Here is a 26355-nt window from a genome sequence, read left to right on the forward strand (position 1 = left end):
CCACCCGTTCGGAACTTTCCGTGACTCAAAAGCCACGGCGGTCAGAAGTTACCGAAGTGTCAGCCCAATCCGTCAAACTTTACTAATCGTTTACCAAATGGCCGGAAGACTAGGTTGAAGCGGCGCCCCTTGTGCGCTGCGCCGGGTCCGTGCGCGCCTCGATAAGCGTGCGGCCCGCCGCCCCATCAGGGGCCAACGCTAGAAGAACCGGTTGCGATGGATCGTCGGGGACACCTCGCTCAATCGATGGAAGGCAGCATCGGCCGCTCGCCCGGCCGCTGGCGGCGCTCGGCGCGCCGCTGGTTCAATGCGCTCGTCGATATCGACGTGCCGAGCGGCGCCGGCGCCGCGGCGGTCGCGACGCTGCTGCTCGGCAGCGTCTGCTACGGCGTCGTCAAGGGCAACCATGTCCCGACCATCACCGAGAACGTCCAGGCCATTTGCGATGCCGCTGCCACCGCGGCCGGCTTCGGTATTTCCGAAGTCGCGCTGACCGGCGAGCGCGAACTCAGCCGCGATGAAATCCTGAAAACCGCCGGCATCACCGACAGCACCTCGCTGCTGTTCCTCGACGCCGCGCAGGCGCGCGTGCGGCTGCTCACCAATCCGTGGATCGCCGAAGCCACCGTGCTCAAGCTTTATCCGGGCCGGCTGCGCATCGAGATCAAGGAGCGCGCGCCCTTCGCGTTGTGGCAGAAGGAGGCGCGCACCGCGCTGATCGCCGCCGACGGCACCGTGCTCGAGCCGGCCGTGCCGGAGCGTTTCGCCAAATTGCCGCTGGTCGTCGGCAACGGTGCTGCGCAGGCCGCGCCCGGCTTCCTCGATCTCGTCTCGCATTATCCGTCGGTATCGAAACGAATTCTTGCTTCGGTGCTGGTCGCCGAGCGGCGGTGGAATTTGCATCTCGCCAATGGCGTGGAAGTGCTGCTGCCGGAAGCCGACGCCGAAAAGGCGCTGCAGATGCTGACCGACCTCGACCGCGACAAGAACCTGCTCGCCCGCGACATCGTCGTGGTCGACCTGCGTCTGTCCGACCGGGTCACGGTGCGGCTCTCGGATGCCGCCGCCGCCGCGCGCGATGAAGCTCTCAAGGCCGCCGACAAGGCGCGCAAGGCCAAGCAGCGCAAGGGGTCCGAAGCATGACCGTCCTTCGCTTCGGTCTTACCCCCAAGATGAAGCCGGTGTCGCCGCGACGCGCCGCCGTGGTTGCCGGTCTCGATCTCGGCACCTCGAAGGTGGTCTGCATGATCGCCCGCCTGGAGCCGCAGGCGCCGCAGGACGTACTGCGTCGTCGCAGCCACGGTGTCCGTATTCTGGGTTTCTCGCACACCGCCGCCAGCGGCATGAAAGCCGGGCAGGTGGTCGATCTCATTGAGGCCGAAGACGCCGTGCGGCAGGCCATCGACGTCGCCGAGAACATGGCCGGGGTGCAGCTCGAATCCGTCGTGGTGTCGTTGTCGGGCGGCCGCCTCGGCTCGGAACGCTTCATCGCCGATGTCGAATTGAACGGCGCCGCCGTCGCTGATGGCGATATCGCCCGCGTGCTGGCCGCCGCGTCGCGCCATTCGGTGCGCGACGGCCGCGCCATCCTGCATTCGCTGCCCATCGGCTACGAACTGGACGCCGCCAAGGGCATCCGCGAGCCGCGCGGCATGCTCGGCCACCGCTTTGGCGTCGACATGCACATGGTCACGGCCGATGTCGCCCCGGTTCGCAATCTGATGCTGACGGTCGAGCGCAGTCATCTCGAGGTCGAGGCCATGGTGGCCTCGCCTTATGTGGCGGGTCTGGCCTGTTTAGCGGACGACGAGGCCGACCTCGGCGCCGCCTGCATCGATCTCGGCTCGGGCACGACCTCGATCGCCTTCTTCTCCGGCGGGCGCTTCGTCCATGCCGATGGCTTCGCGCTCGGCGCCCATCACGTCACGATGGACATCGCCCGCGGGCTGAACACGCGAATCGCAAGCGCCGAGCGAATCAAGGCGATCTATGGCAGTGTTTTATCAGGTGGTTCGGACGAGCGGGACATGATCACGGTGCCGACGGTGGGCGACGACGAGCGGGAGCCGCCCGGCTTCGTGTCGCGTGCGTCTCTCGTGCGCATCATCAAGCCGCGGGTCGAGGAGATTCTCGAACTGGCGCGCGACCGTCTGGCGACCTCGCCCTTTGCCGCGGAGACGCGGGCGCGGGTGGTGCTGACCGGTGGCGGCGCCCAGTTGCCGGGGCTGGCGGATCTGGCTTCCCGCATCCTGCGCCGTCCGGTGCGGATCGGGCGGCCGCTGGGACTTGCCGGGCTTCCCGAGGCGGCCAAGGGGCCGGCCTTTGCGGTGGCCGCCGGCCTGCTCGTGTATCCGCAGGCGGCGCATCTTGAGCACTTCGAGCCGCGGCGTACGCGGCAGCTGATGACCGGTACAGGCGGGTACATCTCACGGGTCGGACAGTGGTTACGCGAGAGTTTCTGACCCCGCGAACAATCAAAGGCAGATAACATGACCATCAATCTGAAGATCCCGGACATTCACGAGATGAAGCCGCGCATCACCGTGTTCGGCGTCGGCGGCGCAGGCGGCAACGCGGTCAACAACATGATCGCCGCCGGCCTCCAGGGTGTCGACTTCGTCGTCGCTAACACCGACGCGCAGGCGCTGACCCTCTCGAAAGCCGAGCGCATCATCCAGATGGGCAATCAGGTGACCGAAGGTCTCGGTGCCGGTTCGCAGCCGGATGTCGGCCGCGCGGCCGCCGAAGAGACGATGGATGAAATTCGAGATCACCTCTCGGGTGCGCATATGGTGTTCGTCACCGCTGGCATGGGCGGCGGCACCGGCACCGGCGCGGCTCCGGTCGTTGCGCGCGTCGCCAAGGAAATGGGCATCCTCACGGTCGGCGTGGTCACCAAGCCGTTCCACTTCGAGGGCCAGCGCCGCATGCGCTTCGCCGAAGCCGGCATCACCGAGCTGCACAAGGTGGTCGATACGCTGCTGATCATCCCGAACCAGAACCTGTTCCGGGTGGCGAACGAGAAGACGACCTTCGCCGACGCCTTCGCGATGGCCGACCAGGTGCTCTATTCGGGCGTCGCCTGCATCACCGATCTGATGGTCAAGGAAGGCCTGATCAATCTCGACTTCGCCGACGTCCGCGCCGTCATGCGCGAGATGGGCAAGGCGATGATGGGCACCGGCGAAGCGACCGGCGAAAAGCGCGCGCTGACCGCCGCCGAAGCCGCCATCAACAACCCGCTGATCGACGATGCCTCGATGAAGGGCGCTCGCGGCCTCCTCATCTCCATCACCGGCGGCAAGGACCTCACGCTGTATGAGGTCGACGAAGCCGCGACCCGCATCCGCGAGGAAGTCGATGTTGACGCCAACATCATCGTCGGCGCCACCTTCGACGAGACGCTCGAAGGCACCATCCGCGTGTCGGTGGTCGCCACTGGCATCGACAAGACCGGCATCATGAACCAGCCGCTGCCGGCCGAGAACGCGCTCAAGGAACTGGCCGGCAAGATGCGCCAGGACACCAAGCGCATGGCCGATCGTGTCGCGCCGGCTCCCGCGCCGATGCAGAGGGCGCCGCTGGCTCCGGCCGCCGCGCTCGACGCCGCTCACGCGGCAGTGGCTGCCGCCATCCTGCCGCAGCCGACTGCCTCGATCGAAGACGTCTCGATCCGTCCGATGCCGATCAAGCCGTCGCTGTTCGAGCCGGCGCCGATGGAGGCCCCGGCCGCCGAAGCGCCGATGCCGGCCGCTTTCGTGCCGCCGATGCCGGAAACCGTGAAGCGTCCGCCGCGCATGCCGCGCGTCGACGAGTTGCCGATGCCGGCGCAGAACCAGATGGCCGCTCGCGGCGAACTGGCCGACGACCATCCGCAGAAGCAGCGTATGTCGCTGATGCAGCGTCTGGCCTCGGTCGGCCTCGGCAAGCGGGACGAGGGTGAGCCTGCCGCCCCGCGCGCCGCCCACCCGATGCCGCAGTTCGAGCAACCGCCGGTTCGTCCGACCGCCCGTAACCCGGAAGGTCGTCATCCCGAATCGCGGCCGGCCGATCCGGTCTCGGAATATGCTCGCCGGGCAGCGCCGCAGGGTCTCGACCCGCACGGCCGCACCGCGCCTGTGCATAATTCCGCGCCGGACGACCAGCTCGATATTCCGGCCTTCCTGCGCCGCCAGGCAAATTAACAATTCGGCTGCCCCGCCAATACCTTGCGGCGGGGCAGCCGACCGACTACCGAACCTGCCTTATTTTACTAAGCAACTGTATTAATTATAGTTTTTGTGCTCTAGCGGCGTTAGGGCCGCGTCTATCCCGTCCCCTCGGTAGGGTAAATAAGACATCACCACAGCCGCCCATTCGTAAATTGCGGCGAAAAAGAGTAACAGTCCGTAAGAAACCGTGTCTTGGACGGTCCCGGCCAGGGGCCTAAGTTTCGGGCGCGGAAGGGGCTTTTCCGGTCTCCGGGGGGATCGGCCACATCTGCAAGACATTTTAAGCGTAGGCGAAAATGTGGCCTCGCGTAGGACTGAAGCGGGATCGCCAAAGTGCCGCAAGGCGCGCGGGCGGTTTTTGCGGAATAGGGGTCGATGAAGGGCGCTAAGCAAACCACCCTCCGTGACGAAGTGACCGTCACCGGTGTCGGTGTACACTCCGGGCGCAACGTCACGCTGGCGCTGCTGCCGGCGGATGATGACGCTGGTATCGTTTTCCGTCGCGTCGACGCCGAGGGTAACATTGAGCGCCAGGTCCGCGCCGACGTCCGCGCCGTGACCGCCACCGAATTTGCCACCGTTCTGGGCGACACTGCAGGCCCTCTGTGCTCGACCGCCGAACATCTTCTCGCTGCGCTGCGCGGCCTTCAGGTCGACAACGTCATCGTCGAAATCGACGGCCCGGAAGTGCCGATCATGGACGGCAGCGCCATGCCGTTCGTCGAGGCGCTGGATCAGGCCGGTCTCACCGATCGCGCGCTGCCGCGCCGTTTCATCGAAGTCATCAAGCCGGTGCAGGTCGTGAAGGACAAGTCCTTCGGCGAACTGCGCCCCTATGAGCATGGTTTCCGCGTCGAGGCCGAAATCGAGTTCGATCATCCGCTGATCGGCAAGCAGACTCTCGACGTCGATCTGACGCCGGACACCTTCCGCAACGAGATCGCTCGCGCCCGCACCTTCGGCTTCATGAAAGATGTTTCGAAGCTGTGGAGCGCCGGCTATGCGCTCGGTGCCTCGATCGACAATACGCTCGTGATCTCGGAAGACCGGGTGCTCAACCCGGAAGGTCTGCGCTACGCCGACGAATTCGTGCGCCATAAGGCGCTGGATGCGATCGGCGATCTGGCGCTGGCCGGTCTGCCGCTGATCGGCGCCTACAAGACGGTCCGCGGTGGCCACAAGCTCAACAATGCGGTGCTGACCGCGCTCATGAACAACACCGCCGCCTGGCGGGTGGTCGAGGCCCCGGTGGAGCGCACCGTGCGTCCGCGCGGCCGCGCCGATCTCGCCGCCGGTGTACCGGCTGCGGCTTTCGGTCCCGAGGTTTCCTGAGCCTTTTCGGGCTGCCGGACGCAGATCGGTCCCAAGCGGGCCGAACCGCCTTAATCCCGGCCGATTGTACCCCTAATCGCAGTTCCAGCCGGGCTTCTGCCGGTCAACCGTGCCGGTTGGCGCGGGCCGGGCTGTCCGTTAAGGATACGGGGAGGCGAGCCTCCTACAATGGACGGCCGGGGGATTAGAATTTCCAAATTGGTGTGTCGACGGATCGAGCCGGAATGACCTTGCGTGCGACTGATCGAGCTTTCCGTCCCGGTTTTGCCCGGCGCGCCGCCCGCATGGCGGCGCTGGTGCTGCTTGCCGCGAGCCTGGGCGCCTGCTCCAGCCTCAATATCTTCGGCAGCAAGGATGAGACCCCGCCCGACGAGCCGGCCGACCGGCTCTATAATGAGGGCCTGTTCCTTCTCAACAACAAGAAGGATCTCAAGAAGGCCGTCACCAAGTTCGAGGAAGTCGACCGCCAGCACCCCTATTCGGAGTGGGCACGCAAATCGCTGATCATGACGGCCTATGCCCAGTACGAGGCCGGCAACTACGACGACTGCGTCACCTCGGCCAAGCGCTATATCGCCCTGCACCCCGGCAGCCCTGACGCCGCCTACGCGCAGTATCTGATCGCCGCGTCATATTTCGACGAAATCCCGGATATCACCCGCGATCAGGATCGCACCGAAAAGGCGCTCAACGCGCTCGACGAGGTGATCCGCAAATATCCCACCAGCGAATACGCGATCAGCGCCAAGGAAAAGGTGCAGGTCGCCCGCGACCAGCTCGCCGGCAAGGAAATGAATGTCGGCCGCTATTACCTGGAAAAGAAGGACTACACCGGCGCCATCAACCGCTTCAAAGTGGTGGTGACCCAGTATCAGACCACGCGTCAGGTCGAAGAGGCGCTGATGCGCCTGACCGAGGCCTATATGGCGCTCGGCATCACCCATGAGGCGCAGACCGCGGCCGCCGTGCTCGGCCACAATTTCCCGGACAGCCCCTGGTACAAGCACGCCTATGAGCGCGTGAAGGGCGCCGGCCTCGAGCCCAACGAGAACAAGGGTTCCTGGATCAGCCGCGCCTTCAAGAAGGTCGGCCTGGGCTGAGCTTTCGTTCCCCTCTTGTACCCGCCTTCGGCGTCCTTAAAGATACGTCCGAATCGATCAGACGTGGATGGTCGGCATAAAGCCGGCCATGACGTCGTCAGGCGCGGCACAACCTCACCATGCTCTCCCGTCTCTCGATCCGCGACATTGTCCTGATCGACCGGCTCGACATCGATTTCGCCGGGCACCTTGCCGTGCTCACCGGCGAGACCGGTGCCGGCAAGTCGATCCTGCTCGACTCATTTGCCCTGGCTTTGGGCGGACGCGGTGACCAGTCGCTGGTGCGGCAGGGCGCCGAACAGGGCCAGGTGACGGCCGCGTTCGAGGTCGGCGCCAAGCACCCGGCGCGCGCCATCCTCGCCGCCAATGACATCCCAGACGAAGACACGCTGATCTTGCGCCGCGTTCAACTCGCCGACGGCCGCACCCGCGCTTTCGTCAACGACCAGCCGGTGAGTGTGCAGGTGCTCAGGCAACTCGGTTCGGTGCTGGTCGAGATCCACGGCCAGCACGACGACCGCGCTTTGGTCGATGCCGCCACCCATCGCAGCCTGCTCGATGCTTTCGGCGGCCTCGACGCCGACGCCGCGAAAGTTTCGGCGCTGTGGGAAGCACGGCGCGAGGCGAGCGATGCGCTGGCCGCGCACAAGGCCGATATCGAGCGCGCCCGCCGCGAGAGCGACTGGCTGCGTCATGCCGCCGCCGAACTCGACAAGTTGGCGCCCCAGCCCGGCGAGGAAACGACGCTGGCCGAACGGCGCACGGTGATGATGCAGTCCGAGAAGGTGGCGCAGGATCTGCGCGACGCTTACGACGCCTTGGCCGGCTCGAACTCCGCAGTGCCGGCGCTCGCCGCCGCGGTGCGCCGGCTCGAACGTCGCGCCACGCAGGCGCCGTCTTTGGTCGAGCCGTCGGTGAAGTCGTTCGACGTCGCGCTCAATGCGCTGGAAGAAACCCGCGCCCATCTTGAGGCCGCCTTGCGCGCCGCCGATTTCGATCCGGCCGAACTGGAGCGCAATGAGGAGCGGCTGTTCGCGCTGCGCGCCGCTGCGCGCAAATATAATGTGCCGGTCGACGATCTCGCCGCGCTGGCGGCGAAGTTTCGTGACGATATCGGTCTGATCGACGCCGGCGAGGAAAAGCTCAAGCATCTCGAGGCCGCCGCGGCGCAGGCCGATGCTCTTTTCCACAAGAGTGCCGATGCCTTGTCCAAGGCGCGTGTGAAAGCCGCCGCCAAGCTCGATAAGGCCGTCAACGCTGAGCTGCCACCGCTCAAGCTCGAACGCGCGAAATTCTCGACCCAGATCGACACCGACGCCGCGAGCGCCGGACCGAACGGGATCGACCGCGTCGAGTTCTGGGTGCAGACCAATCCGGGCACCAAGCCGGGACCGATGATGAAGATCGCCTCGGGCGGCGAACTCGCGCGCTTCCTGCTGGCGCTCAAGGTGGTGCTGGCCGATCGCGGTTCGGCGCCGACGCTCGTCTTCGACGAAATCGACACCGGTGTCGGTGGTGCGGTGGCCGATGCGATTGGAATGAGACTCGCGCGTTTGGGCAAGAACGTGCAGGTGCTCGCCGTCACGCATGCGCCGCAGGTCGCGGCGCGCGCCGACCGGCATTACGTCATCAGCAAGGATGCGCTCGACAAGGGCAAGCGCGTCGCGACGCGCGTTACGGAGGTCGCCGCCGATCACCGCCGCGAGGAAATCGCCCGCATGCTGGCGGGCGCGGAGATTACCAACGAAGCTCGTGCGGCGGCGGAACGGCTGATCAAGCAGGCGTCGTAGCACTTGTCATGCCCCGCGAAAGCGGGGCATCCAGTACTCACCGAACCGTCTGTGTGTACTGGATTGCCCGCTTTCGCGGGCAATGACACAACGAGTGAACCGCGCCCCGAATGACGGGTTCAAAGAATATGGCCAAGAAATCCACCAAAGTCCGCACCGACAAGACTCCCGTCGAACTGCTTACCCGCAAGCAGGCCGATGCCGAGCACGCGCGTTTGGGGCAGGAGATCGCCGGCCACGACAAGCGCTATTACCAGCACGATGCGCCGACGATTTCGGATGCCGAATACGATGAGCTACGCAAACGCTACAACGCCATCGAGGCGCGTTTCCCGGAACTGAAGACACTCGAATCGTTGTCGCTGAAGGTCGGCGCCGCGCCGGCGCGCGGCTTCTCCAAGGTGCGCCATGCCGTGCCGATGCTGTCGCTCGACAATGCTTTCGCCGATGAGGACGTCGTCGATTTCGTCGGCCGCATCCGCCGCTTCTTACGCCTGTCGGAAGACGAGCCGATCGCCTTTTCCGCCGAACCGAAGATCGACGGCCTGTCGATGTCGCTGCGCTATGAGAATGGCGAACTCGTCACCGCGGCGACGCGCGGCGACGGCCAGGAAGGCGAGGACGTCACCGCCAATATCCGCACCATCAAGGACGTGCCTCAGAAGTTGAAGGGCAAGAGCCTGCCGCCCGTCGTCGAGGTGCGGGGCGAGGTCTATATGACCAAGGCCGATTTTCTCAAACTCAACGAGCGGCAGAAGGAAGCGGGCGCGCAGATCTTCGCCAACCCGCGCAATTCGGCCGCCGGCTCGCTGCGCCAGAAGGATCCGGCGATCACGGCGTCGCGTCCGCTCGGCTTCTTCGCCTATGCCTGGGGCGAGATCACCGAGATGCCGGCGGATACGCAATCCGGCATGATCAAGTGGTTCGAGCATTGCGGCTTCACGACGAACCCGCTGACGAAAATGTGCCGCTCCGTGGAGGAACTGGTCGCGTTCCATCGCAAGATCGGCGAGCAGCGCGCCTCGCTCGATTACGATATCGATGGCGTCGTTTACAAGGTCGATCGCATCGACTGGCAGGAGCGCCTCGGTTTCGTGTCGCGCACGCCGCGCTGGGGCATCGCGCACAAGTTCCCCGCGGAGCAGGCGACGACCACACTCATCGGCATCGACATCCAGGTCGGCCGCACCGGAGCGCTGACGCCCGTCGGCAAGCTGGAGCCGGTTGGCGTCGGCGGCGTCATCGTGCAGAATGTGACGCTGCACAACGAGGACTACATCAAGGGCATTGGCGGCGATGGCGAGCCGTTGCGCGAAGGCCGCGATATTCGCATCGGCGACACCGTGATCATTCAGCGTGCCGGCGATGTCATCCCGCAGGTGGTCGATGTCGTGCTCGACAAAAGGCCGAAGAGTGCGAAGCCCTATGCATTCCCAACCGTATGCCCGGTCTGCGGCAGCGAGGCTGTACGCGAGCACGATGCCGACACCGGCCGGCTCGATGCGGTGCGGCGCTGCACCGGCGGCTTCATCTGCCGGGCGCAGGCGGTGGAGCATCTCAAGCTGTTCGCCTCGCGCCGCGCCTTCGATATCGACGGCCTCGGCGAAAAGCAGATCGAGCTGTTCCACGAGAAGGGCTGGGTGAAGGAACCGGCGGATATTTTCTCGCTGGAGCGCAAGCACCGCAAGGAGTTGCTCGAGGAAGAAGGTTACGGCGAGACCTCGGTGCGCAACCTGTTCGCTGCCATCGATGCGCGGCGCGAGATCGCGCTTGACCGCGTCATTTATGCACTCGGCATTCGTCATGTCGGCGAGACAACGGCGCTGTCGCTGGCGCGCGGTTATGGCTCGTGGGCGGCGTTCCATGACGCCGCGCTGAAGGTGGCGAAGGGCGACGAAGAGGCCATCGCCGAGATGGATGCGCTGGACCAGATCGGCGACACCGTCATCGAGGCGGTGACCGACTATTTCAGGGAAAAGCGCAATCTCGCCGCCGTCGAACGGCTGGTGAAGCAGGTCAAGGTGCTCGACGCCGAGAAGCCGAAGACGGATTCGAAGGTCGCCGGCAAGACCGTGGTGTTCACCGGCTCACTGGAGAAGTTCACCCGCGACGAGGCCAAGGCCACCGCCGAACGCTTAGGCGCCAAGGTGTCCGGCTCGGTGTCGAAGAAGACCGATTACGTCGTCGCCGGCCCCGGCGCCGGATCGAAGCTCGCCGAAGCACAGAAGCACGGCGTCACGGTGCTGAGCGAGGATGAGTGGCTGAAGTTGATTGACGGATGAGTGGCGATGTCGCTCCGCTTTCCCCTCTCCCCCAAGGGGAGAGGGGAAGAAAGAGGGCTGCATCACCCTAGTCGCCCAGCCAGCTCTGCGTCGCCGGATCAATCAGCGGCGCAATCGCCTCGCTCACGCGGGCATGCCAACCGTTGCTACCGCCTCACCAGCACCCGAAACGCCACGGCGCACACCGCCAAAACGGCAAACATCATCCACGCCATCGGCATGGCCCCGCTGCTGCCGGCGAACAGCGCCGAGATCGTCTGCGTCGCGGCGGCGCCAGTCGCCATCTGAGCAAATCCGGTCAAGCCCGCCGCCGCGCCGGCAGCTTCCGGCCGGATGCTCACCGCGCCGGCGACGGCGTTTGGCAGCAACAACCCGTTGCCGTAGGAAATGATGAATTGCGGCAGGAACACGGTCACCGGACCGCCTTGCGGAAAGACAGTGAAGAGCACGGCCATTAGCGCAGCGCCGGCCAGCCCGAGGGCGATGCCGGCCATGATCATGGCATCGAGACCGACGCGGTGCGCTAGCCGCGATACGGAGAAATTCCCCGCCATGTAGCCGAACGACGACAGCGCGAACCACACGCCGTATTCCGCCGACGAGCGGCCCATCAGTGTAATGACGACATGCGGTCCGCCGCCGATAAAAATGAAAAATGGCGCCGAGCCGAGCGCGCCGGCCAGCACATAAGCGTGGAACCTGGCGTTGACGAGCAGCGCGCGCCATTCGCGCAACAGCGCGGCCGGTGACGACGACACCCTGGTGTGGTGCGTCTCCGGCAGCGTCAGCGCCGCCCATGCCAGCACCGCGCCGCACATCAGTGTGATGAAGATAAAGATCGCTTCCCAGCCGAAAGCCGTGTCGAGAATGCCGCCGATCAGCGGCGACACCATCGGCGCGATCACCATCGCGGTGGTGACCAGTCCGATCATGCCGGCGGCGCGGTCGCGGTCGTACAGGTCGCGGATGATGGCGCGACCGATGACGATGCCGGTGGAGGCGCCGGCGGCCTGGAAAATGCGGGCGGCGATCAAGGCGCCGATCGAGGAGGCGGCGATGGCGCCTAGCGACGCGGCGACCGCTAGCGCCAGCCCGGCCAGCGCCACCGGCCTGCGGCCGAAACGGTCGGACAAAGGCCCGAGCACGAGCTGCGCGCAGGCGAGGCTGAGCAGGAAAAGCGACAATGTCAGTTGCACGGCGGCCGCATTGGTGTCGAGCCGCGTGATGATGCCGGGCAAGGCCGGCACTACGATGTTGAGCGTGACCGGTCCGATGGCGGTCATCGCGATCAGCAACGGCAAGAGACGCCATGGCCTGGCGGCGTGAGACTCTTTGGGACTATGCATGGGCTACAACGGCCTGGTCGCTACTTCCAGCCAGCTCTGCGTCGCCGGATCGACCAGTGGCGACACCGCCTCGCGCACGCGCGCATGATAATTGTTCAGCCAGTGCAGCTCCTGCGCGGTGAGCAGGCGCGGATCGATCAGCCGGCGGTCGATCGGCGCGAAGCTCAATGTCTCGAATGCATTGAGCGGCTTCTCGGCGCCGTCGGGCGAGGGCGCTGCGATCACCAGCACAAGGTTCTCGATGCGGATGCCGTAGGCGCCGGCTTTGTAATAGCCGGGCTCGTTCGACAGGATCATGCCGGGCTTCAGCGGCGTATGGCCGAGCTTCGAGATACGCGCCGGGCCTTCGTGCACCGACAGATAACTTCCGACGCCGTGGCCGGTGCCGTGATCGAAGTCGATGCCGGCGTGCCACAGCGCCGCGCGCGCGAAAGGATCGAGCTGCGCGCCGGTGGTGCCGACCGGAAAGACCGCTTCGGCAATGGCCATGTGGCCCTTGAGCACGCGCGTGAAGCGGTCGCGCATGTCGTCGGTCGGCGTGCCGTTGATCACGGTGCGGGTGATGTCGGTGGTGCCGTCCTCGTATTGCGCGCCGGAATCGATCAGGAACATCTCGTCCTGACCGATGACGCGGTTGGTCGCCGTCGTGACGCGGTAATGCACAATGGCGCCGTTCGGTCCGGCGCCGGAGATCGACGGGAAAGAAACGTCCTTCAAAAGGCCGGTATCGCGGCGGAACGACTCCAGCGCCTTGACCGCGTCGATTTCGGTCAGCTTGCCGGAAGGCATTTCGTGATCGAGCCAGCACAGAAAGCGCGTCATCGCCGCACCGTCGCGTAAGTGCGCGGCGCGGGTGCCGGCGATCTCGGCATTGTTCTTGACCGCCTTCATCAGCGTGATCGGATCGGCGGTGCGCGTCGGCTTGCCGCCGTTGTCGGCGACGATGCGCGTCAGCGCGTCCGCGGCGCTGCTTTGATCGAGCAGCACGGACTGATCCTTGAACGCGGCGAGGTCGCGCGGCAGATCGTCGGTGGCATGGACGTCGGCGAATTCCTCCAGCGCGTGGCGCACTTCGTTGGAGAGCTTGGCCGGATCGATGTAGAGGCGCGGGCGGCCCTCGTGCGGGATCGACGCAAAGCCGAGCGCCAGCGGCGTATGCGCGACGTCCGAGCCGCGGATGTTGAACGTCCAGTCAACATTCTGCGGATCCGACACGATCAGCGCATCGGCGCGCAACTTGGTCAGCTCATCGCGGATGCGGGCGAGCTTGTCTTCGGTGCTTTCGCCGGCGAGCGCCAGCGGCCGCAGCATCACCGCTCCGCTAGGCGGCGCCGGGCGGTCGGTCCACAGCGCGTCGATCGGATTGTCGTCGAGCGGCACCAAAGTCGCGCCCGCTTTGGCGCAGGCGCGGGCGAAGCGCTCGGCCTGATCGGCGGTGTGCAGCCAGGGATCGTAGCCGATGCGGTCGCCGGCCTTGATGTTCTGCTCCAGCCAGACCGGCGGCGGATTGTCGACAAAATGCTCGATGGCGAAGACCGACGTGTCGGACTGCGACTGGACTTGAAGCGTATATCTACCATCGACGAACAGCGCCGCGCGATCGGCGAGCACGATGGCGGCGCCGGCCGACCCGGCAAAGCCGGTCAGCCAGGCGAGGCGCTCCTCGCTCGCCGGCAGATATTCGTTCTGCTGGCGGTCGGCACGCGGCACCAGGAAGCCGGTGAGGCCGCGGCGCTTGAGTTCGGCGCGGAGGGCGGCCACGCGTTCGGCGCTTTGGGCGCCTTCGCTGGCGTCGTCGAATGTCTGGAAGCGGGCTTCGAACATGGCGGCACTCTAGTCGGACAAGGCGGACCGTGGGCATGAAACTTTCGCGTCGGCGGCCCGCGGTTTCAGCAAGCTTCCTGCGCGGCCGATGGGGTCCTGACTCATAATTGTGCGCTGCACACTTATTGGCATGTAAATGCCTCGAAAGTTACCGGTTAACAACAGCTTAACCGCTTATTTGACAGAGCTTCCATGCATTGTCGTGGGATGTTCGCACCTGCGAAGTATATTATGTTGCAACGCAATACCGGGATCGAATCGGTTTGATGGAGAGACAGATGGTTGCCCTGACTTACGGAAATGCCCCGACCGCCGCCAAGAGCGCTGCCAAGGCCGCGACCGAGACCCGGGCCCCGGCCAAAGGCTTCTTCGCCCGCTTGCTCGACGCCATGATGGAAGCCCGCATGAAGCAGGCGCAGCGCGAGATCCGCTTGTACACCCGGCTGGAATACCCGACCGCGAAGGTCGAGGAGTAATCCTCCGCGTTTGACGCTGCGTGAGTTCAGTCGGAAGCCGCTCCGGTCCCCCGCCCGGAGCGGTTTTCTCTTTTGTGCGGTACTGGCAATCAGCGCCCACGCTTCAGCGTGAGGGTGGTCCAGCCTTCGAGGTGTTCGGCGTGTTCGAGGACGAGGCCCTGCGCTCCGTAGATCGCGCGCGCGGCATTGGCGTGGCTGGTCAAGAGCCCCGACAGCACGACGCGGCCGCCCGGCGCGACCAGCCGCGCGATCGGCACCGCCAGCCGCGTCAGCGGGCCGAGCAGGATATTGGCGAAGACCAGGTCGTAGGGCGCGCCTTTCTGGATGTCCGGCGCGCGCGTGCCGGGCGCATGGACCGGCGTCACCAGCGGCCCGACACGGTTGAGCCTGGCATTGTCGCGGGCGGCCGCCACGGCGACGCGGTCGATATCGGTTGCGATCACCCGCGTATGAAACGCCTTGGCTGCCGCGATCGCCAGCACGCCGGTGCCGGTGCCGATATCCAGCACATGAAAGCGCCGCTCGCGCTTGGCCAAAGCCGCCAGCGCCAGCAGGCAGCCGCGCGTCGTGCCGTGATGGCCGGTGCCAAAGGCCAAAGCCGCCTCGATCTCGATATTGAGGTCGTTGCCCTTGAGACGGCCGCGGTCGTGCGAGCCGTGGACGACGAACCGCCCGGCTCTGACAGGCGTCAGCCCGGCCAGACTCTCCGCCACCCAGTCGCGCGCTTCCACCGTGTCGATGGTCAGCGCATCGGCCGCCGCGGCGCCGGCCGCGTCCGCCACCAGCGCGCGCAGCGCGGTCTCGTCCGGGACATGGCCGAAATGCAGGGCCACCTGCCAGGAGCCGTCATCGGCCTCGAACGAGCCGCAGACGATATCGTCGCCGTCCAGCAGCTCGTCGAGCGCATCGGCGATGCGCCGCGCCGAATTCTTGTCGGCGCAGACGAGGCGGGCAACGGTGGTGGAATCGTTCATGCGGCCGACATTCGCGCGGCGGCCGGGCCTTGGCAACGGTCTCTCGTTTTCCGTCGTCCTCCGCGAAAGCGGAGGACCCAGCCCTTCGTCCCAACGAACAAGGAAAGAGCTGGATTCCCGCTTTCGCGGGAATGACCGGAGGAGGCCGATGCGCGGCGGCTTATTTACCGCCCGTAATAATAGCGCGGCGGCGGCACATCCTCGTAGCGCGGCCGGTCGTAGTAATAGACCTGCCCCGTGCGCGTATCGCGATAGCCGATCACGGCGCGGCGCTCGCCGCGGTATTCCCGCGGCGGCGCATAAGCGGGCGGGGCATAGGCCCGCGGCGCGTAAGTCGGTGGCGCAAAATAACCGCGCGGAATGTCGGCCGGCGGCGCCATGCGCGGCTCGACCGAGGCCGTGACCTCGTCGTCAACAAAACCCTGCTCGAAACTTGCTTCGTTTTGATTGGCCGCGGCGCGCGCGGGCGCGTTGCGTTTGGCCACCGCAGGCGCGCTGACGCCGGGCGCGTGGCCGGTGAGCACGACGCGCGTCTTGGCCATGGTCTCCTGCTTGACGAGGTCGAACAGCAGCGCGGCGTTCTTCGGCTCGAGCCGGACGCAGCCATGCGAGGCCGGGCGGCCGATGCTCTTGTGCGTCGAGCCGTGGATGGCGTGGCCCTTCATGGTGAAGAAGATGGAGTGCGGCATCGGCGCGTCGTCCCACTCGCGGGAGAAGTGGTCCTTCTCCATGCGGAACGGCTTGAAGCTGCCGGAGGGCGTGTCGTAGCCGGCGGCGCCCGTGGACACCGGCCAGACGAACAATTGCTCGCCGTCCTTCTCGACCGTCATCTGTTGCGCCGACTTGTCGACCGTGATGAGGAGGTCGGCCCGGGCCGCGCCCGCGAAGGCGATCTGCGACGCCGCGAGGGCGATGACGGCACCGGCGGCGGCAAAACGGACAAATGGACGCATGACCATGAAAACTCCTGACCTGTGCCGCAAGTTTACCCCGGAGACGGGCGGCAATAAGGCGATTTTCGCGTCATCTGCCGCGCGCGCGTCGACGGGCGTTTGCGCATCGACTTGGGAGCGAAAAGGGCGCAGGCTCGCTCTTTCCGACGCGCCGGCCCAAAAGCGGCCCGCTCGCCCCTCCACCCCCGACGACCGGAGCCCGACCGGGCCTCCGTTGCCCTCGTGCCGATGACACATCGGACGAAAGGAAATCGCATGAATCTTCCTGCAAGCCTGCAAGGCGAATCCCGCACCCGTTTGCTGCAAGGCGCGGCCGCCGGCATCGTCGCGACATTGGTGATCGGCTTTGCCTGGGGCGGCTGGCAACTGCAAAGCCGGGTGGAGGCGCGCACCGCCACCGCGGTTCGCGAGGCCCTGGTCGCGGCGCTGACGCCGATTTGCGTGGCGAATTTCAACGGCGCCAGCGACGCGCCGGTGAAACTGGCGGCGCTGAAAGCAACCGATTCATGGAAGCAGGACGACTTCGTCGCCAAGGGCGGCTGGGCGACATTCCCCGGCAAGGACAAGCCCAACGACGAAGTCGCCTCCGCCTGCGCGCGGATACTCAATAAATAACGCGGCGCGCGATTTCGCCGACATCGAATGAGAGCTGCGTCCTCCAACGTCGCTCGCGCGCACTCGTCATGGCCGGGCTTGTCCCGGCCATCCACGTCTATGACGTGGAAGCAAGGCGTGGAGAAAGAGCGCGCGGCCATCCTTCGAGGCTCGCCGCGCGCGCGGCTCGCAGCTCGGGATGAGGTCGGCATTCAGTTGCCTAGCACCATCACCCAGTAGCGCCGGCCATTGTCGCCGCGCGCCGAGGCGATGCCGTAGGCCGTGATGCCCTTGAGCAGCATGTTGCGGCGATGGCCCGCCGAGCGCGACCATTGCCTGATGGCGCAGGGCTGGTCGTCGCAACCGTAAGACACGTTCTCCGCCGCGGTGCCGCTCACCAGCGCGCCGACTCGCTTTCGGAAGCCGTCGTGATCGAGCCGGCCGCGTCGCGCCAGATCGCGCGCGTGCTCATAGGCCGCGCCGGCGAGTGTCGCCGAATAGGACAGAGGCGGCAGCTTGTGCTGTGCGCGGAAGGAATTGAGGTCGAGGGCGAAGGAGGGGGAGGCGAGGGCGAGGAGAATGGCTGCTCCGATAGCCGAACGAAAGCACATATTATGCCTTCGTTGGAATGAGGGGTTGATGTAGTCTGTCATATTTGAGAAGCTATTATTTTATTACTCATTGCTTGGACGAGCCATGGCCGATTTGGAGACTGAACTCCTCATCAAGAAAGGACTGTTTCCGGAGAATCTTCCGCCTGTCTACACCGCCGCAAATATATGGCCCATATTAAGTTCTCAGTCCGAATCTTATTCGATCGTCGCGAAATCTATAGGCGGTTTAAGTGGCTATAATGCGAGCAAACGCGGCGGCCTTAGGCGGATATTCAGCGTTCCGCATCCAGTGTTCGTAAAGGACCAAGGGTTTTTCTATAGAAAGCACTGGCCCGAAATCGAAGCGATTTTCGCGGGAGCAGTTGGATCGGTGTCTCGCCCGACTTTCAGCCGCAGTGGTCCTAGGCATGTTCGAATAACATCTCATCGAGAGTTGCCGAAGCTCCGCTTGAAGGCGTTATCTCGTTTCAAATATTGTCTGATCACCGATGTGGCGAGGTTTTATCCGTCCGTATATACGCACACCCTGCCTTGGGCGATAAATGGAAAAGCTGCCGCGAAAAATGATACGCATTCGAATTCAGCGACAATTTTCGGCAATAAGCTAGATTTCATCATCCGCCAAGGACAGTTGAAGCAGACGGTAGGGATTCCGATAGGGCCGGATTCTTCAAAGATCTGCGCGGAAATATTGATGTCCGCAGTAGACTCTCATTTTTTAAAAGTGAGTGGTCGGAGCCGTCCGACATACGTGCGTCACGTTGATGACTACTGGGTCGGTGGCGATACGTATGAGGATTGTGAGAAGCACCTTCAGAATTTGAGATTGGCATTAAAAGAGTTCGAGTTGGATATCAATGAGGCCAAGACGCGCATAGTATCTACGAAAACCGTATTCGGCGAGTCGTGGCCGTCAGAATTCGAAAGGGACATTCGCGAATCTCTGATGCCGATCGCCAATAAGCTTGATCCCGTCGGCACTCTGGGCAGGATTATTGAACGTGCCACACGTGAAAACGATGACGGAATTATTCGTCATGCAATCAGAGTTATAGACGATCTTTATCTCTGGAATGGTCAATGGGAGTTACTCGAGCATTTTTTGGCTCAGTGCGCAGTGCAGTTCTCTCACGCATTTGACTATGTTGCGAGAGTTGTCGCCTGGCGTGTTAGAACCAATCAAAAGGCTGACCTACTTTTATGGGCCGAGATTGCTAAGGCAACGATTAGGCGAAGCGGGTCCATCGGCCACGATTCCGAGGCAGTTTGGGCGCTATGGTTGTTGAAAGAGCTTAAGCAGAAAATTCCAAAGGCGTTGACGGACATTGTGCTGGCAAACGCTGACAGTTTGGCGCTGGCATTTCTTTCTCATTTTCCACGGAACGGGCTCGCGAATGATCGTGCGCTCTACGCTAAACTGCGTGATGTCGTGGAGGGTGATCCGTTTTCTGGCCGATATTGGCCGTTGACGTTGGAGCTGACTCATCTGTCAGAGGCGAAGCCCGAGTGGGGGGCGTTAAATGCGAACCAATCGTTGAGAAGTCTTCACGACGCGAAGATCTCAATCATTGATTGGGATGCTTTGCCAAAGGTATTCGAGGAGTCGGCTACGAGCCAGGTCGATGGAAATGGGCCTCGGTACGCTATTGAAGACTATGGGGCTGACTATTCTGAAGAGGACAAAGACGACGGCGAAGACGAAGGTGATGAGGAGCAGGACGCGGACTGGCTAAAGCTGTTGTTAAAAGGGTTGCCTGAAAATCCGTTCCCCACCGCGAAACGCAATTCTGAACAATAAAACCGCTGGCCTTCGCACGGTGCTTGCGCCAGTCTTCCCGCGCGCGCTCATCAAGAAGCGCCGAGGGAGTGACACATGAAAAGCCCGACATCGAAGGCCGGCATGGCAGTGGCTGCGCTGGCCGTCTGGATGCTGAGCGCAGGAGTGGCCATGGCGGATGCAGCCCCGAAGGAACTGATCGGTTCGTGGAAGCTGACCAAATGGGTGCTGCAGGTGGTCGGCTCAACCGAGACCAAGCCGCCTTATGGCGACAACCCGAAGGGCCGGCTCATCGTCACGCCGCAGGGCGATTTCATGGTCATCATTTCCGGCGCGGGCCGCAAGCCGGCGACGACCGTCGAAGAGAAGGCGGCGCTGCTCGACACCGTGCTGGCCTATGCCGGCAAGTCCACCTTCGAGGGCAACAAGATCGTCACCACGGTGGACATGTCGGCGAACGAGGTGTTCTCCGGCGAGCGCGCCAGGCAGGTGCGCTTCTACGAGGTGACGGGCGACAAGCTTGTCATCAGGACGCCGGAGATTTCATCCGCCGTGCTGCCGGGCAAGAAGACCGTCGGCATTCTGGAGTGGGTGAGGGAGTAGCGCTCACTCTGCGGCTTCGGCCTTCACGCGAAATGGCACGGCGGCGACGACGGCGTCCGCGGCATCGGCTTGAAACTCCGGATCGGCCCGAAGCTCGTCGATAGTGCGGGGCGCAGGAAATCGGTTGTCGCCGTCCCAATCCTCGGCGGCAAATTCCAGCACTTCGCGGGCCATGCTCATAGCCTCGTCGATTGTATCGCCTCCGGTAATCACACCGGGAATGTCGGGAAACGACACGCCGTAGGAGCTATCCGCTTCCTTGTGAATAAGAGCGATGTAGTGCGGCATCGATTAGTCCTTCGGCCAGTTGGCCATCTTGTAGATGCTTCGTACGGTCCCAACAGGAATGTCCCGTTTCGGGTGCGCCACAATGACCATAAGACGCTTTGCTTTGTGAACGAACTTGTGGTGCGAACCGCGCACCGACACCTGCTCGAACCCCTCGTTTAGCAACCGGCGGATGATATCACGGCTGTCCCGAAGCATAATAACCCCTCCAAGAAGTGTAAGGCTTCGGGGAGTTTCGGTCTAGCGCAGGGCTGTTAAGCGCGGGGGGTGTTTGACGGGCCGCGTTATTCGGCAAAATGGGGCTTCTGTGGTGCCACGCGCTTAATTTTGTACGTACTTTTGATTCGCTTCGTTCGAATCACACCCTCTCCACAAAACTATCCACCACGCGCTTCTCACCCGCCTTGTCGAACACGATGGTCAGCTTGTTGCCGTCCACGGCGGTGACATTGCCGTTGCCGAACTTGAGATGAAACACGCGGTCGCCGGGGCGGAAGCTGGAAGCGGGGCCGGATGACTTGGCGATCAGCTCGCCTTCGATGGTGAGGGGCGCGCGGGGCTTGGGCTTACCCCTCTCCCTGTCCCTCCCCCCAAGGGGGGAGGGGACGATGTGGCGCCGCCCGCGCGACCTCCGAAGGGTGAGCTAGCGTCGTCGCCGTAATCCTCATCCTGGTTGAACACGCCGTCCGGCACATAGCGTGGCTGGCCGTTCTCATTGAAGCCGCCGGCACCGCGCCGGCCTTGCGCGCGCTGCCAGCCGGGCGTCGAATATTTCGAGCCGAACGCGGCCACCTCGTCGAAGCGCGACGGGCCATAGCCCGACATGCCGAAGCCGCCGGTGCCGCCGGCCGCTTCCTTCACCTCGACATGCTCGGCCGGCAACTCGTCGAGAAAGCGCGACGGGATGTTGCTCTGCCACAGGCCGTGCACACGGCGATTGGTGGCGAAATAGATTTTGGCGCGCTTGCGCGCGCGCGTGAGGCCGACATGGGCGAGGCGGCGCTCTTCCTCCAGGCCCGCCTTGCCCTGTTCGTCGAGCGAGCGTTGATGCGGAAACAGGCCTTCCTCCCAGCCGGGCAGGAACACGGTGTCGAACTCGAGGCCCTTGGCCGAATGCAGGGTCATGATGCTGACCTTCTGCTCCGAGTCGCCCTCGGCCGTGTCCATCACCAGCGAGATGTGCTCGAGGAAACCGGCGAGGTTCTCGAACTCCTCCATCGAGCGCACCAGTTCCTTGAGGTTCTCGAGGCGGCCGGCGGCGTCGGCGGAGCGGTCCTTCTGCCACATCTCGGTGTAGCCGCTCTCATCGAGCACGATTTCGGCGAGTTCGGTGTGCGGCAGCGTATCTCGCTGTTTTCTCCAACGCGCGAAATTCTCCATTAACGCGCGCAATGAATTGCGCGCTTTGGGCTTCATCTCGTCGGTGGACGACATGATGGCGGCCGCTTCGGTCAGCGGTATGCGCTGCTTGCGGGCATAGTCATGCAGCATCTGCACGGCGGCATCGCCCAGGCCGCGCTTCGGCGTGTTGACGATGCGCTCGAAGGCGAGATCGTCGGCCGGCTGGGCGATGACGCGCAGGTAAGCCAGCGCGTCGCGAATTTCGGCGCGCTCGTAGAAGCGCGGCCCGCCGATGACGCGATAGGGCAGGCCGAGCTGGATGAAGCGCTCTTCGAACTCGCGCATCTGGAACGAGGCGCGCACCAGAATGGCGATCTCGTCGAGCGGATGATCCTGCCCTTCGTCGCGGGCGGCGCGCTGCATCTGCTCGATCTCTTCGCCGATGGCGCGGGCTTCTTCTTCCGAGTCCCAGGCGCCGGTGACTTCAACCTTCTCGCCGTCGACATCCTCGGTGTGCAGGGTCTTGCCGAGGCGGCCTTCGTTATGCGCGATGAGCGTCGAGGCGGCGGCGAGGATGTGGCCGGTGCTGCGATAGTTTCTTTCCAAGCGAATGACTTTCGCGCCGGGGAAGTCGTGATCGAAGCGCAGGATGTTGTCGACCTCGGCGCCGCGCCAGCCATAGATCGACTGGTCGTCGTCGCCGACGCAGCAGATGTTTTTGCGGTCCGTCATTCCGGGGGCCGCCGCAGGCGGCAACCCGGAATCCAGCTCTTTAGGTTCATCCCATGTGGCTTCGAGGTTCACCCCTTCGCTCGGCGGTAAAGCGCTGGATTCCGGGTTCGCGCCTTCGGCGCGCCCCGGAATGACGGAGGTGGACGGCATCTGCGCCAAGAGCCGCAGCCACAGATATTGCGCGACGTTCGTGTCCTGATATTCGTCGACGAGAATAAAGCGGAAGCGCTGCTGATACTGCTTCAGGATGTCCGGGTGCTCGCGGAACAGGCGGATGCATTCCAGCAGCAGGTCGCCGAAGTCGGCGGCGTTGAGCGTCTTCAGCCGCTCCTGATAGGCGGCGTAGAGCTTCTTGCCCTTGCCATTGGCGAAGCTCGCCGCTTCGCCGCCCGGCACCTGGTCGGGCGTCAAGCCGCGATTCTTCCAGCCATCGACGATCATGGCGAAGACGCGCGCCGGCCAGCGCTTCTCGTCCAGCTTCTCGGCTTCGATCAGTTGCTTGATCAGGCGGATCTGGTCGTCGACGCCGAGAATGGTGAAGTCGCTCTTCAGGCCGATCGCCTCGGCGTGGCGGCGCAGAATCTTGACGCCGATGGCGTGGAAGGTGCCGAGCCAGGGCATGCCCTCGACGATCTCGCCGACCATGTGGCCGACGCGTTCCTTCATCTCGCGCGCCGCCTTGTTGGTGAAGGTGACGGCGAGGATCTGGCTCGGATGGGCGCGGCCAAGGTTCAATATGTGCGCGATGCGCGTGGTCAAAACCCGCGTCTTGCCCGTACCCGCGCCGGCCAGCACCAGGACTGGACCGTCGAGCGTCTCCACCGCCTCGCGCTGCTCGGGATTGAGCGCGGCAAGGTAGGGCGCCTCACGTTTGGCTTGCGCACGCGCGGCAATGCCGCCGGCGGCGGGGCGCGCCGGGGCGGGCGCGGGTTCGAAGCGTTTGGGGTCGGCCATCAGAAATACGATTCCTTCAGGGCCAAGATGGCACTCGGAAGGCGCAATTTCGAGGGCAGGCCGGCAAAATGTCCGGTCGTTTCAGGCCGGAAATCAGCAGTTTAGGCCAGCTTGTGGATTACTTTGCCGCCGGCATCGCAATCCGGCGCCCAACCGCCGCCGGAACCGGCAGGACGGCATGCGCATCCTTGACGCGCTGGAGCGCCGCCATGATCGCCTCGGGGAACGGCGCGACCTTCTTGGCCGTCATGTCGACATGCACGGTCATGGTCTCGCAGGTTGCCGACACCCAGCCTTCCTCGGCGTGCAGCATCTCCTGGTAGACGTGGAAGCGCTTGGCGTCGAAGCCGATGAGCTGCGCCGAGATGCGCAGCGGCGCGCCGAGATGCACCTCGCGCAGGTAGCGCACATGGCTCTCGACCACCATGGTCGAATGCTTCGTCTCTTTCAGGTAGTCCGGCCCCAGCCCGATCGGCAGGTACAGTTCGTCGATCGCCCGGTCGAACAGCACGTTGTAATAGGCGACGTTGAGGTGGCCGTTATAGTCGATCCAGGCCGGCTCGATGGCCATTACCGAGGACAGAAAGGGCGCGGCTATCGGGTCGGACATCGGGTCTCCTGCAACGCGAAACGATCCCTATCTATAATAGAGCGCGCGGCACATCCACACGACAGGCTATTTTGAGCACCATGGCGAAAATACCGATCATCGGCGATTGGCCGGACTGGCTGAGCGAAACGCCCAATCTCACCGAACTGGCCAAGGGCTCGACCGTATGGCTCGCGGTGACCGGCCTGTCGCGCGCCGGTAAGACGGTGTTCATCACCTCGCTGGTCCACAATCTCTTGTCGGCGCTGCATAACCCGAACCGTATGCCGCTGCTGCAGGCGGTTGGCGAGGGGCGGCTGATCGCCGCGCAGCTCGAGGCCGCGCGCGCCCACACGCTGCCGCGCTTTCCCTATGCCGCCAATATCGAGGCCATGGCCGGCACGCCGTCGGTATGGCCGGAGCCGACCGCGGATATCTCGGAGATCGGCGTCGATATCCGCTTCGCGCCGACCGGGCTCGTTGGCCAATTGCTCGGGTCCATCGGCGGCAGCGCCGCGACGCTCAAGCTACGTATCGTCGATTATCCCGGCGAGTGGCTGCTCGATCTGCCGCTCCTGTCGCAGAGCTATGCCGACTGGTCGCGCGCAACGCTGGCGCTGTGGAAGCGCGGCCTGCGCGCCGACATCGCCCGCGATTTCATTGCCTTTGCCGGCGAGCACCCGGCGTCCGAGATCGCCAGCGATGCCGTCGCCAAAGAGGCGCACGATCTCTACCGCGCGCTGCTCGTCACTGCGCGCGACAAGCATGGCCTCAGCTATCTGCAGCCCGGCCGCTTCGTCCGCCCTGGCGTGCTGGCCGACGCGCCTTATCTGTGGTTCGCGCCGCTCGAAGTCGCCGATGGTGTCGATCGCTTCAGCGCCGGTTCGCTCGGCGGCCTGATGCAGGAGCGCTTCGAAGTCTACAAGCGCGAGGTCGTCGAGAAATTCTACGCCGACTATTTCCGCAATTACGGGCGGCAGATCGTGCTGGTCGACGTGCTGGGCGCGCTGCTCGCCGGCCGCGAGGCCTTCGAGGACACGCGCCTTGCCACCGAAGCCATCCTGCAAAGTTTCCGCTACGGCCAGCACAATATCCTCACCCGTATCCTGGGCGCCTCGCGCGTCGAGAAGGTGCTGTTCGCCGCCACCAAGGCCGACCACATCCCGGATCGCCAGCGCGAACACATGAGCGCGCTCTTGCGCAACATGGCGGCGCTGCCGGTTTTGTCGGCGCGGGGCCGCGACGCCGATATCGAGGTGATGTCGCTCGCGTCCGTCGCATCCACCATCGAGGCGACGCAAGTGATCGACGGCCGCGACGTCGAGGTGGTGGTCGGCCGCAAGGTCGGCTCGGCCAAGCAGGCGAAGTTCTTAAGCGGTGAGGTGCCGGTGCGGCCGCCACGGCCCGATCAATGGGGCACGCCGTTCCTCGACGTGCCGGTGTTCGAGCCGCCGCTGATCGATCCGGCCCCCGTCGACGGCATTCCGCATATCAATCTCGATCTCGCGCTCGACTATCTGATCGGAGACCGGCTGCAATGAGCGATCCGCGTCAGCCCAGCACGCCCCAAAGTCGCCCCTTCGTCATCGAAGAGGACGTGCTCGACGCCGCCGCGGCGGCGCGGCCGGGTTCGCCCATGGTGTTCGCCACCGAAGAGACAGAACGGGTCGTGCCGCGCGAGCGCGCCGTCGTCGCCCCGGCGGCGCCGCAGCCACGACGCGGCAGCGTCTGGCGACGTGTCGGCCTGTGGGGCATTGGCATTGCCATTGCCGGTTGGCTCGGTATTGACGCCTATCAGTGGATCGTTGCCGCCTTCGCGTCGAGCGCCACACTCGGCTGGCTGGCGAGTGGCGCGGTCGCCGCCGGCGTTGGCGGCGCGCTGATCATCATCGGCCGCGAGGTGCGCAGCTTTGTTCGCCTCACCAGCGTCGAGGCCATTCACGACAAGCTCGCCGCGAAGACCTTGCGCCCCGCCGAGATGCGCAACGCCGTGCGCGAGGTGCTCAGCGTCGTGCCGAAGGATCGCGAGATGCAGAGCGCGATCGAAACCTATCAGCGCCAGTTGCAGCAGCATCACACGCCGGCGCAGCAGATCGAGATGCTGTCGCGCACGGTGATGACGCCGCTCGACCGCCGCGCCGAAGCGGTCGTCCGCCGCGCCACGGCGCAGGCGCTTGGCATTACGGCCGTATCGCCGACGGCTTTGACCGACGTCGTGTTCTTCGTCGCCATGGCGGTGCGCATGGTGCGCGCGGTCGCCGCCGTCTATGGCCACCGGCCGACGGCCGCCGCGACTGTCCACCTGCTGCGCCGGCTGGTGGTCGAGGCCGGCCGCCTCGGTGTCGTGGATATGGCCAGCATGGGCCTCACCCAGCATCTCGGCGGCGCCATTGCCGAACGGCTCGCCGCCTCGACGGCGGAATCGCTTTATGCGGGGCAGCGCATGGCCCGCATCGGCCTCGTCACCATGAGCATGTGTCGCCCGGTACCGTTCGAGCCGGGCGAGATGCCGGGCATGTTCTCGTCGCTGGTCGGTAACCTGTTCAGCCGCACTTCGGCGCCAAAGAACCCCTGA

At 64.5% G+C, this 26355-nt stretch carries 22 protein-coding genes; 13 read left to right on the plus strand and 9 right to left on the minus strand.

The annotated features are described in order from the left end of the window. Window positions 1–216 precede the first annotated feature (216 nt). The 7 genes from E8Q40_RS07200 to ligA all read left to right on the plus strand — a co-directional run bounded on the left by E8Q40_RS07200 (window position 217) and on the right by ligA (window position 10715). Window positions 217–1143, plus strand: a complete 927-nt coding sequence (locus E8Q40_RS07200) for a cell division protein FtsQ/DivIB (protein WP_137043735.1) — start codon at window positions 217–219, stop codon at window positions 1141–1143. Next, entirely contained in the window at window positions 1140–2462 is a 1323-nt protein-coding gene (gene ftsA / locus E8Q40_RS07205; RefSeq protein ID WP_137043736.1) for a cell division protein FtsA, read from the plus strand. Before E8Q40_RS07200 ends, ftsA begins: the two co-directional genes overlap by 4 nt. Before the next feature lie 27 nt (window positions 2463–2489). Further along, complete coding sequence (ftsZ, locus tag E8Q40_RS07210) at window positions 2490–4184, plus strand: cell division protein FtsZ (RefSeq protein WP_137043737.1); 1695 nt, start codon at window positions 2490–2492, stop codon at window positions 4182–4184. Between the two features lie 402 nt (window positions 4185–4586). Continuing rightward, entirely contained in the window at window positions 4587–5543 is a 957-nt protein-coding gene (lpxC, locus tag E8Q40_RS07215; RefSeq protein ID WP_137043738.1) for a UDP-3-O-acyl-N-acetylglucosamine deacetylase, read from the plus strand. 224 nt (window positions 5544–5767) lie between these two features. Further along, window positions 5768–6643 carry an outer membrane protein assembly factor BamD gene (locus E8Q40_RS07220; RefSeq protein WP_137043739.1) on the plus strand — a complete coding sequence of 292 codons (876 nt, stop codon included), beginning with the start codon at window positions 5768–5770 and terminating at the stop codon, window positions 6641–6643. Window positions 6644–6762: 119 nt separating this feature from the next. After that, entirely contained in the window at window positions 6763–8433 is a 1671-nt protein-coding gene (gene recN / locus E8Q40_RS07225) for a DNA repair protein RecN (RefSeq protein WP_137043740.1), read from the plus strand. Window positions 8434–8561: 128 nt separating this feature from the next. Beyond that, window positions 8562–10715 carry an NAD-dependent DNA ligase LigA gene (ligA, locus tag E8Q40_RS07230; RefSeq protein WP_137043741.1) on the plus strand — a complete coding sequence of 718 codons (2154 nt, stop codon included), beginning with the start codon at window positions 8562–8564 and terminating at the stop codon, window positions 10713–10715. A gap of 146 nt (window positions 10716–10861) precedes the next feature. Here ligA and E8Q40_RS07235 read toward each other — a convergent pair whose 3' ends face one another. Then, window positions 10862–12016, minus strand: a complete 1155-nt coding sequence (locus E8Q40_RS07235) for a multidrug effflux MFS transporter (protein ID WP_168197761.1) — start codon at window positions 12014–12016, stop codon at window positions 10862–10864. Window positions 12017–12064: 48 nt separating this feature from the next. Next, window positions 12065–13885, minus strand: a complete 1821-nt coding sequence (locus tag E8Q40_RS07240) for an aminopeptidase P family protein (protein WP_137043743.1) — start codon at window positions 13883–13885, stop codon at window positions 12065–12067. Between the two features lie 278 nt (window positions 13886–14163). On the opposite strand from E8Q40_RS07240, the gene E8Q40_RS07245 reads away from it, so the two are divergent. After that, complete coding sequence (locus E8Q40_RS07245) at window positions 14164–14361, plus strand: hypothetical protein (protein ID WP_137043744.1); 198 nt, start codon at window positions 14164–14166, stop codon at window positions 14359–14361. Window positions 14362–14450: 89 nt separating this feature from the next. Here the strand turns inward: E8Q40_RS07245 and E8Q40_RS07250 are convergent, their stop codons facing one another. Together E8Q40_RS07250 and E8Q40_RS07255 are read right to left on the minus strand one after the other, a co-directional pair. Next, window positions 14451–15335 (minus strand): 50S ribosomal protein L11 methyltransferase, encoded by an 885-nt coding sequence (locus E8Q40_RS07250; RefSeq protein WP_137043745.1) that lies wholly within the window; start codon window positions 15333–15335, stop codon window positions 14451–14453. A gap of 164 nt (window positions 15336–15499) precedes the next feature. Beyond that, entirely contained in the window at window positions 15500–16288 is a 789-nt protein-coding gene (locus E8Q40_RS07255; RefSeq protein WP_137043746.1) for a L,D-transpeptidase, read from the minus strand. 255 nt (window positions 16289–16543) lie between these two features. Between E8Q40_RS07255 and E8Q40_RS07260 the strand changes: the two genes are divergently transcribed. Beyond that, complete coding sequence (locus E8Q40_RS07260) at window positions 16544–16903, plus strand: hypothetical protein (protein ID WP_137043747.1); 360 nt, start codon at window positions 16544–16546, stop codon at window positions 16901–16903. 191 nt (window positions 16904–17094) lie between these two features. Here the strand turns inward: E8Q40_RS07260 and E8Q40_RS07265 are convergent, their stop codons facing one another. Continuing rightward, on the minus strand, window positions 17095–17493 hold the full coding sequence (locus E8Q40_RS07265) for a CAP domain-containing protein (protein WP_168197762.1): 399 nt from the start codon (window positions 17491–17493) through the stop codon (window positions 17095–17097). Window positions 17494–17578: 85 nt separating this feature from the next. Between E8Q40_RS07265 and E8Q40_RS07270 the strand changes: the two genes are divergently transcribed. Both E8Q40_RS07270 and E8Q40_RS07275 read left to right on the plus strand, forming a co-directional pair. Continuing rightward, a complete protein-coding gene (locus E8Q40_RS07270; RefSeq protein ID WP_137043749.1) occupies window positions 17579–19294 on the plus strand; it encodes an RNA-directed DNA polymerase in 1716 nt (571 codons plus the stop codon). A gap of 75 nt (window positions 19295–19369) precedes the next feature. Continuing rightward, window positions 19370–19876, plus strand: a complete 507-nt coding sequence (locus E8Q40_RS07275) for a lipocalin-like domain-containing protein (RefSeq protein ID WP_137043750.1) — start codon at window positions 19370–19372, stop codon at window positions 19874–19876. A 3-nt stretch (window positions 19877–19879) separates the two neighbouring features. On the opposite strand, the gene E8Q40_RS07280 is transcribed toward E8Q40_RS07275, so the two are convergent. The 4 genes from E8Q40_RS07280 to E8Q40_RS07295 all read right to left on the minus strand — a co-directional run bounded on the left by E8Q40_RS07280 (window position 19880) and on the right by E8Q40_RS07295 (window position 23801). Further along, complete coding sequence (locus E8Q40_RS07280) at window positions 19880–20164, minus strand: type II toxin-antitoxin system HicB family antitoxin (protein WP_137043751.1); 285 nt, start codon at window positions 20162–20164, stop codon at window positions 19880–19882. A 3-nt stretch (window positions 20165–20167) separates the two neighbouring features. Further along, window positions 20168–20362: a type II toxin-antitoxin system HicA family toxin gene (locus E8Q40_RS07285; RefSeq protein WP_137043752.1), complete on the minus strand. Its 195-nt coding sequence runs from the start codon at window positions 20360–20362 to the stop codon at window positions 20168–20170. Between the two features lie 327 nt (window positions 20363–20689). Next, the gene (locus tag E8Q40_RS07290; protein WP_168197763.1) at window positions 20690–23191 is read right to left on the minus strand and encodes an ATP-dependent helicase; all 2502 of its coding nucleotides are present in this window, start codon (window positions 23189–23191) and stop codon (window positions 20690–20692) included. A gap of 118 nt (window positions 23192–23309) precedes the next feature. Next, window positions 23310–23801 carry a thioesterase family protein gene (locus E8Q40_RS07295; protein ID WP_137043753.1) on the minus strand — a complete coding sequence of 164 codons (492 nt, stop codon included), beginning with the start codon at window positions 23799–23801 and terminating at the stop codon, window positions 23310–23312. Between the two features lie 80 nt (window positions 23802–23881). Here E8Q40_RS07295 and E8Q40_RS07300 point away from each other — a divergent pair, with 80 nt between their 5' ends. Further along, window positions 23882–25321 (plus strand): YcjX family protein, encoded by a 1440-nt coding sequence (locus E8Q40_RS07300; protein ID WP_137043754.1) that lies wholly within the window; start codon window positions 23882–23884, stop codon window positions 25319–25321. Beyond that, window positions 25318–26355 (plus strand): TIGR01620 family protein, encoded by a 1038-nt coding sequence (locus E8Q40_RS07305; protein ID WP_137043755.1) that lies wholly within the window; start codon window positions 25318–25320, stop codon window positions 26353–26355. Before E8Q40_RS07300 ends, E8Q40_RS07305 begins: the two co-directional genes overlap by 4 nt.

The sequence above is a fragment of the Pseudolabrys sp. FHR47 genome, assembly GCF_005153485.1.
Lineage (GTDB): Bacteria > Pseudomonadota > Alphaproteobacteria > Rhizobiales > Xanthobacteraceae > Pseudolabrys.

Coding starts and splice junctions, on each gene's coding strand:
- E8Q40_RS07200 (WP_137043735.1), top strand. CDS start 217: ATGGATCGTCGGGGACACCTCGCTCAATCGATGGAAGGCAGCATCGGC.
- ftsA (WP_137043736.1), top strand. CDS start 1,140: ATGACCGTCCTTCGCTTCGGTCTTACCCCCAAGATGAAGCCGGTGTCG.
- ftsZ (WP_137043737.1), top strand. CDS start 2,490: ATGACCATCAATCTGAAGATCCCGGACATTCACGAGATGAAGCCGCGC.
- lpxC (WP_137043738.1), top strand. CDS start 4,587: ATGAAGGGCGCTAAGCAAACCACCCTCCGTGACGAAGTGACCGTCACC.
- E8Q40_RS07220 (WP_137043739.1), top strand. CDS start 5,768: ATGACCTTGCGTGCGACTGATCGAGCTTTCCGTCCCGGTTTTGCCCGG.
- recN (WP_137043740.1), top strand. CDS start 6,763: ATGCTCTCCCGTCTCTCGATCCGCGACATTGTCCTGATCGACCGGCTC.
- ligA (WP_137043741.1), top strand. CDS start 8,562: ATGGCCAAGAAATCCACCAAAGTCCGCACCGACAAGACTCCCGTCGAA.
- E8Q40_RS07240 (WP_137043743.1), bottom strand. CDS start 13,885: ATGTTCGAAGCCCGCTTCCAGACATTCGACGACGCCAGCGAAGGCGCC.
- E8Q40_RS07245 (WP_137043744.1), top strand. CDS start 14,164: ATGGTTGCCCTGACTTACGGAAATGCCCCGACCGCCGCCAAGAGCGCT.
- E8Q40_RS07250 (WP_137043745.1), bottom strand. CDS start 15,335: ATGAACGATTCCACCACCGTTGCCCGCCTCGTCTGCGCCGACAAGAAT.
- E8Q40_RS07255 (WP_137043746.1), bottom strand. CDS start 16,288: ATGCGTCCATTTGTCCGTTTTGCCGCCGCCGGTGCCGTCATCGCCCTC.
- E8Q40_RS07260 (WP_137043747.1), top strand. CDS start 16,544: ATGAATCTTCCTGCAAGCCTGCAAGGCGAATCCCGCACCCGTTTGCTG.
- E8Q40_RS07265 (WP_168197762.1), bottom strand. CDS start 17,493: ATGTGCTTTCGTTCGGCTATCGGAGCAGCCATTCTCCTCGCCCTCGCC.
- E8Q40_RS07270 (WP_137043749.1), top strand. CDS start 17,579: ATGGCCGATTTGGAGACTGAACTCCTCATCAAGAAAGGACTGTTTCCG.
- E8Q40_RS07275 (WP_137043750.1), top strand. CDS start 19,370: ATGAAAAGCCCGACATCGAAGGCCGGCATGGCAGTGGCTGCGCTGGCC.
- E8Q40_RS07280 (WP_137043751.1), bottom strand. CDS start 20,164: ATGCCGCACTACATCGCTCTTATTCACAAGGAAGCGGATAGCTCCTAC.
- E8Q40_RS07285 (WP_137043752.1), bottom strand. CDS start 20,362: ATGCTTCGGGACAGCCGTGATATCATCCGCCGGTTGCTAAACGAGGGG.
- E8Q40_RS07290 (WP_168197763.1), bottom strand. CDS start 23,191: ATGGCCGACCCCAAACGCTTCGAACCCGCGCCCGCCCCGGCGCGCCCC.
- E8Q40_RS07295 (WP_137043753.1), bottom strand. CDS start 23,801: ATGTCCGACCCGATAGCCGCGCCCTTTCTGTCCTCGGTAATGGCCATC.
- E8Q40_RS07300 (WP_137043754.1), top strand. CDS start 23,882: ATGGCGAAAATACCGATCATCGGCGATTGGCCGGACTGGCTGAGCGAA.
- E8Q40_RS07305 (WP_137043755.1), top strand. CDS start 25,318: ATGAGCGATCCGCGTCAGCCCAGCACGCCCCAAAGTCGCCCCTTCGTC.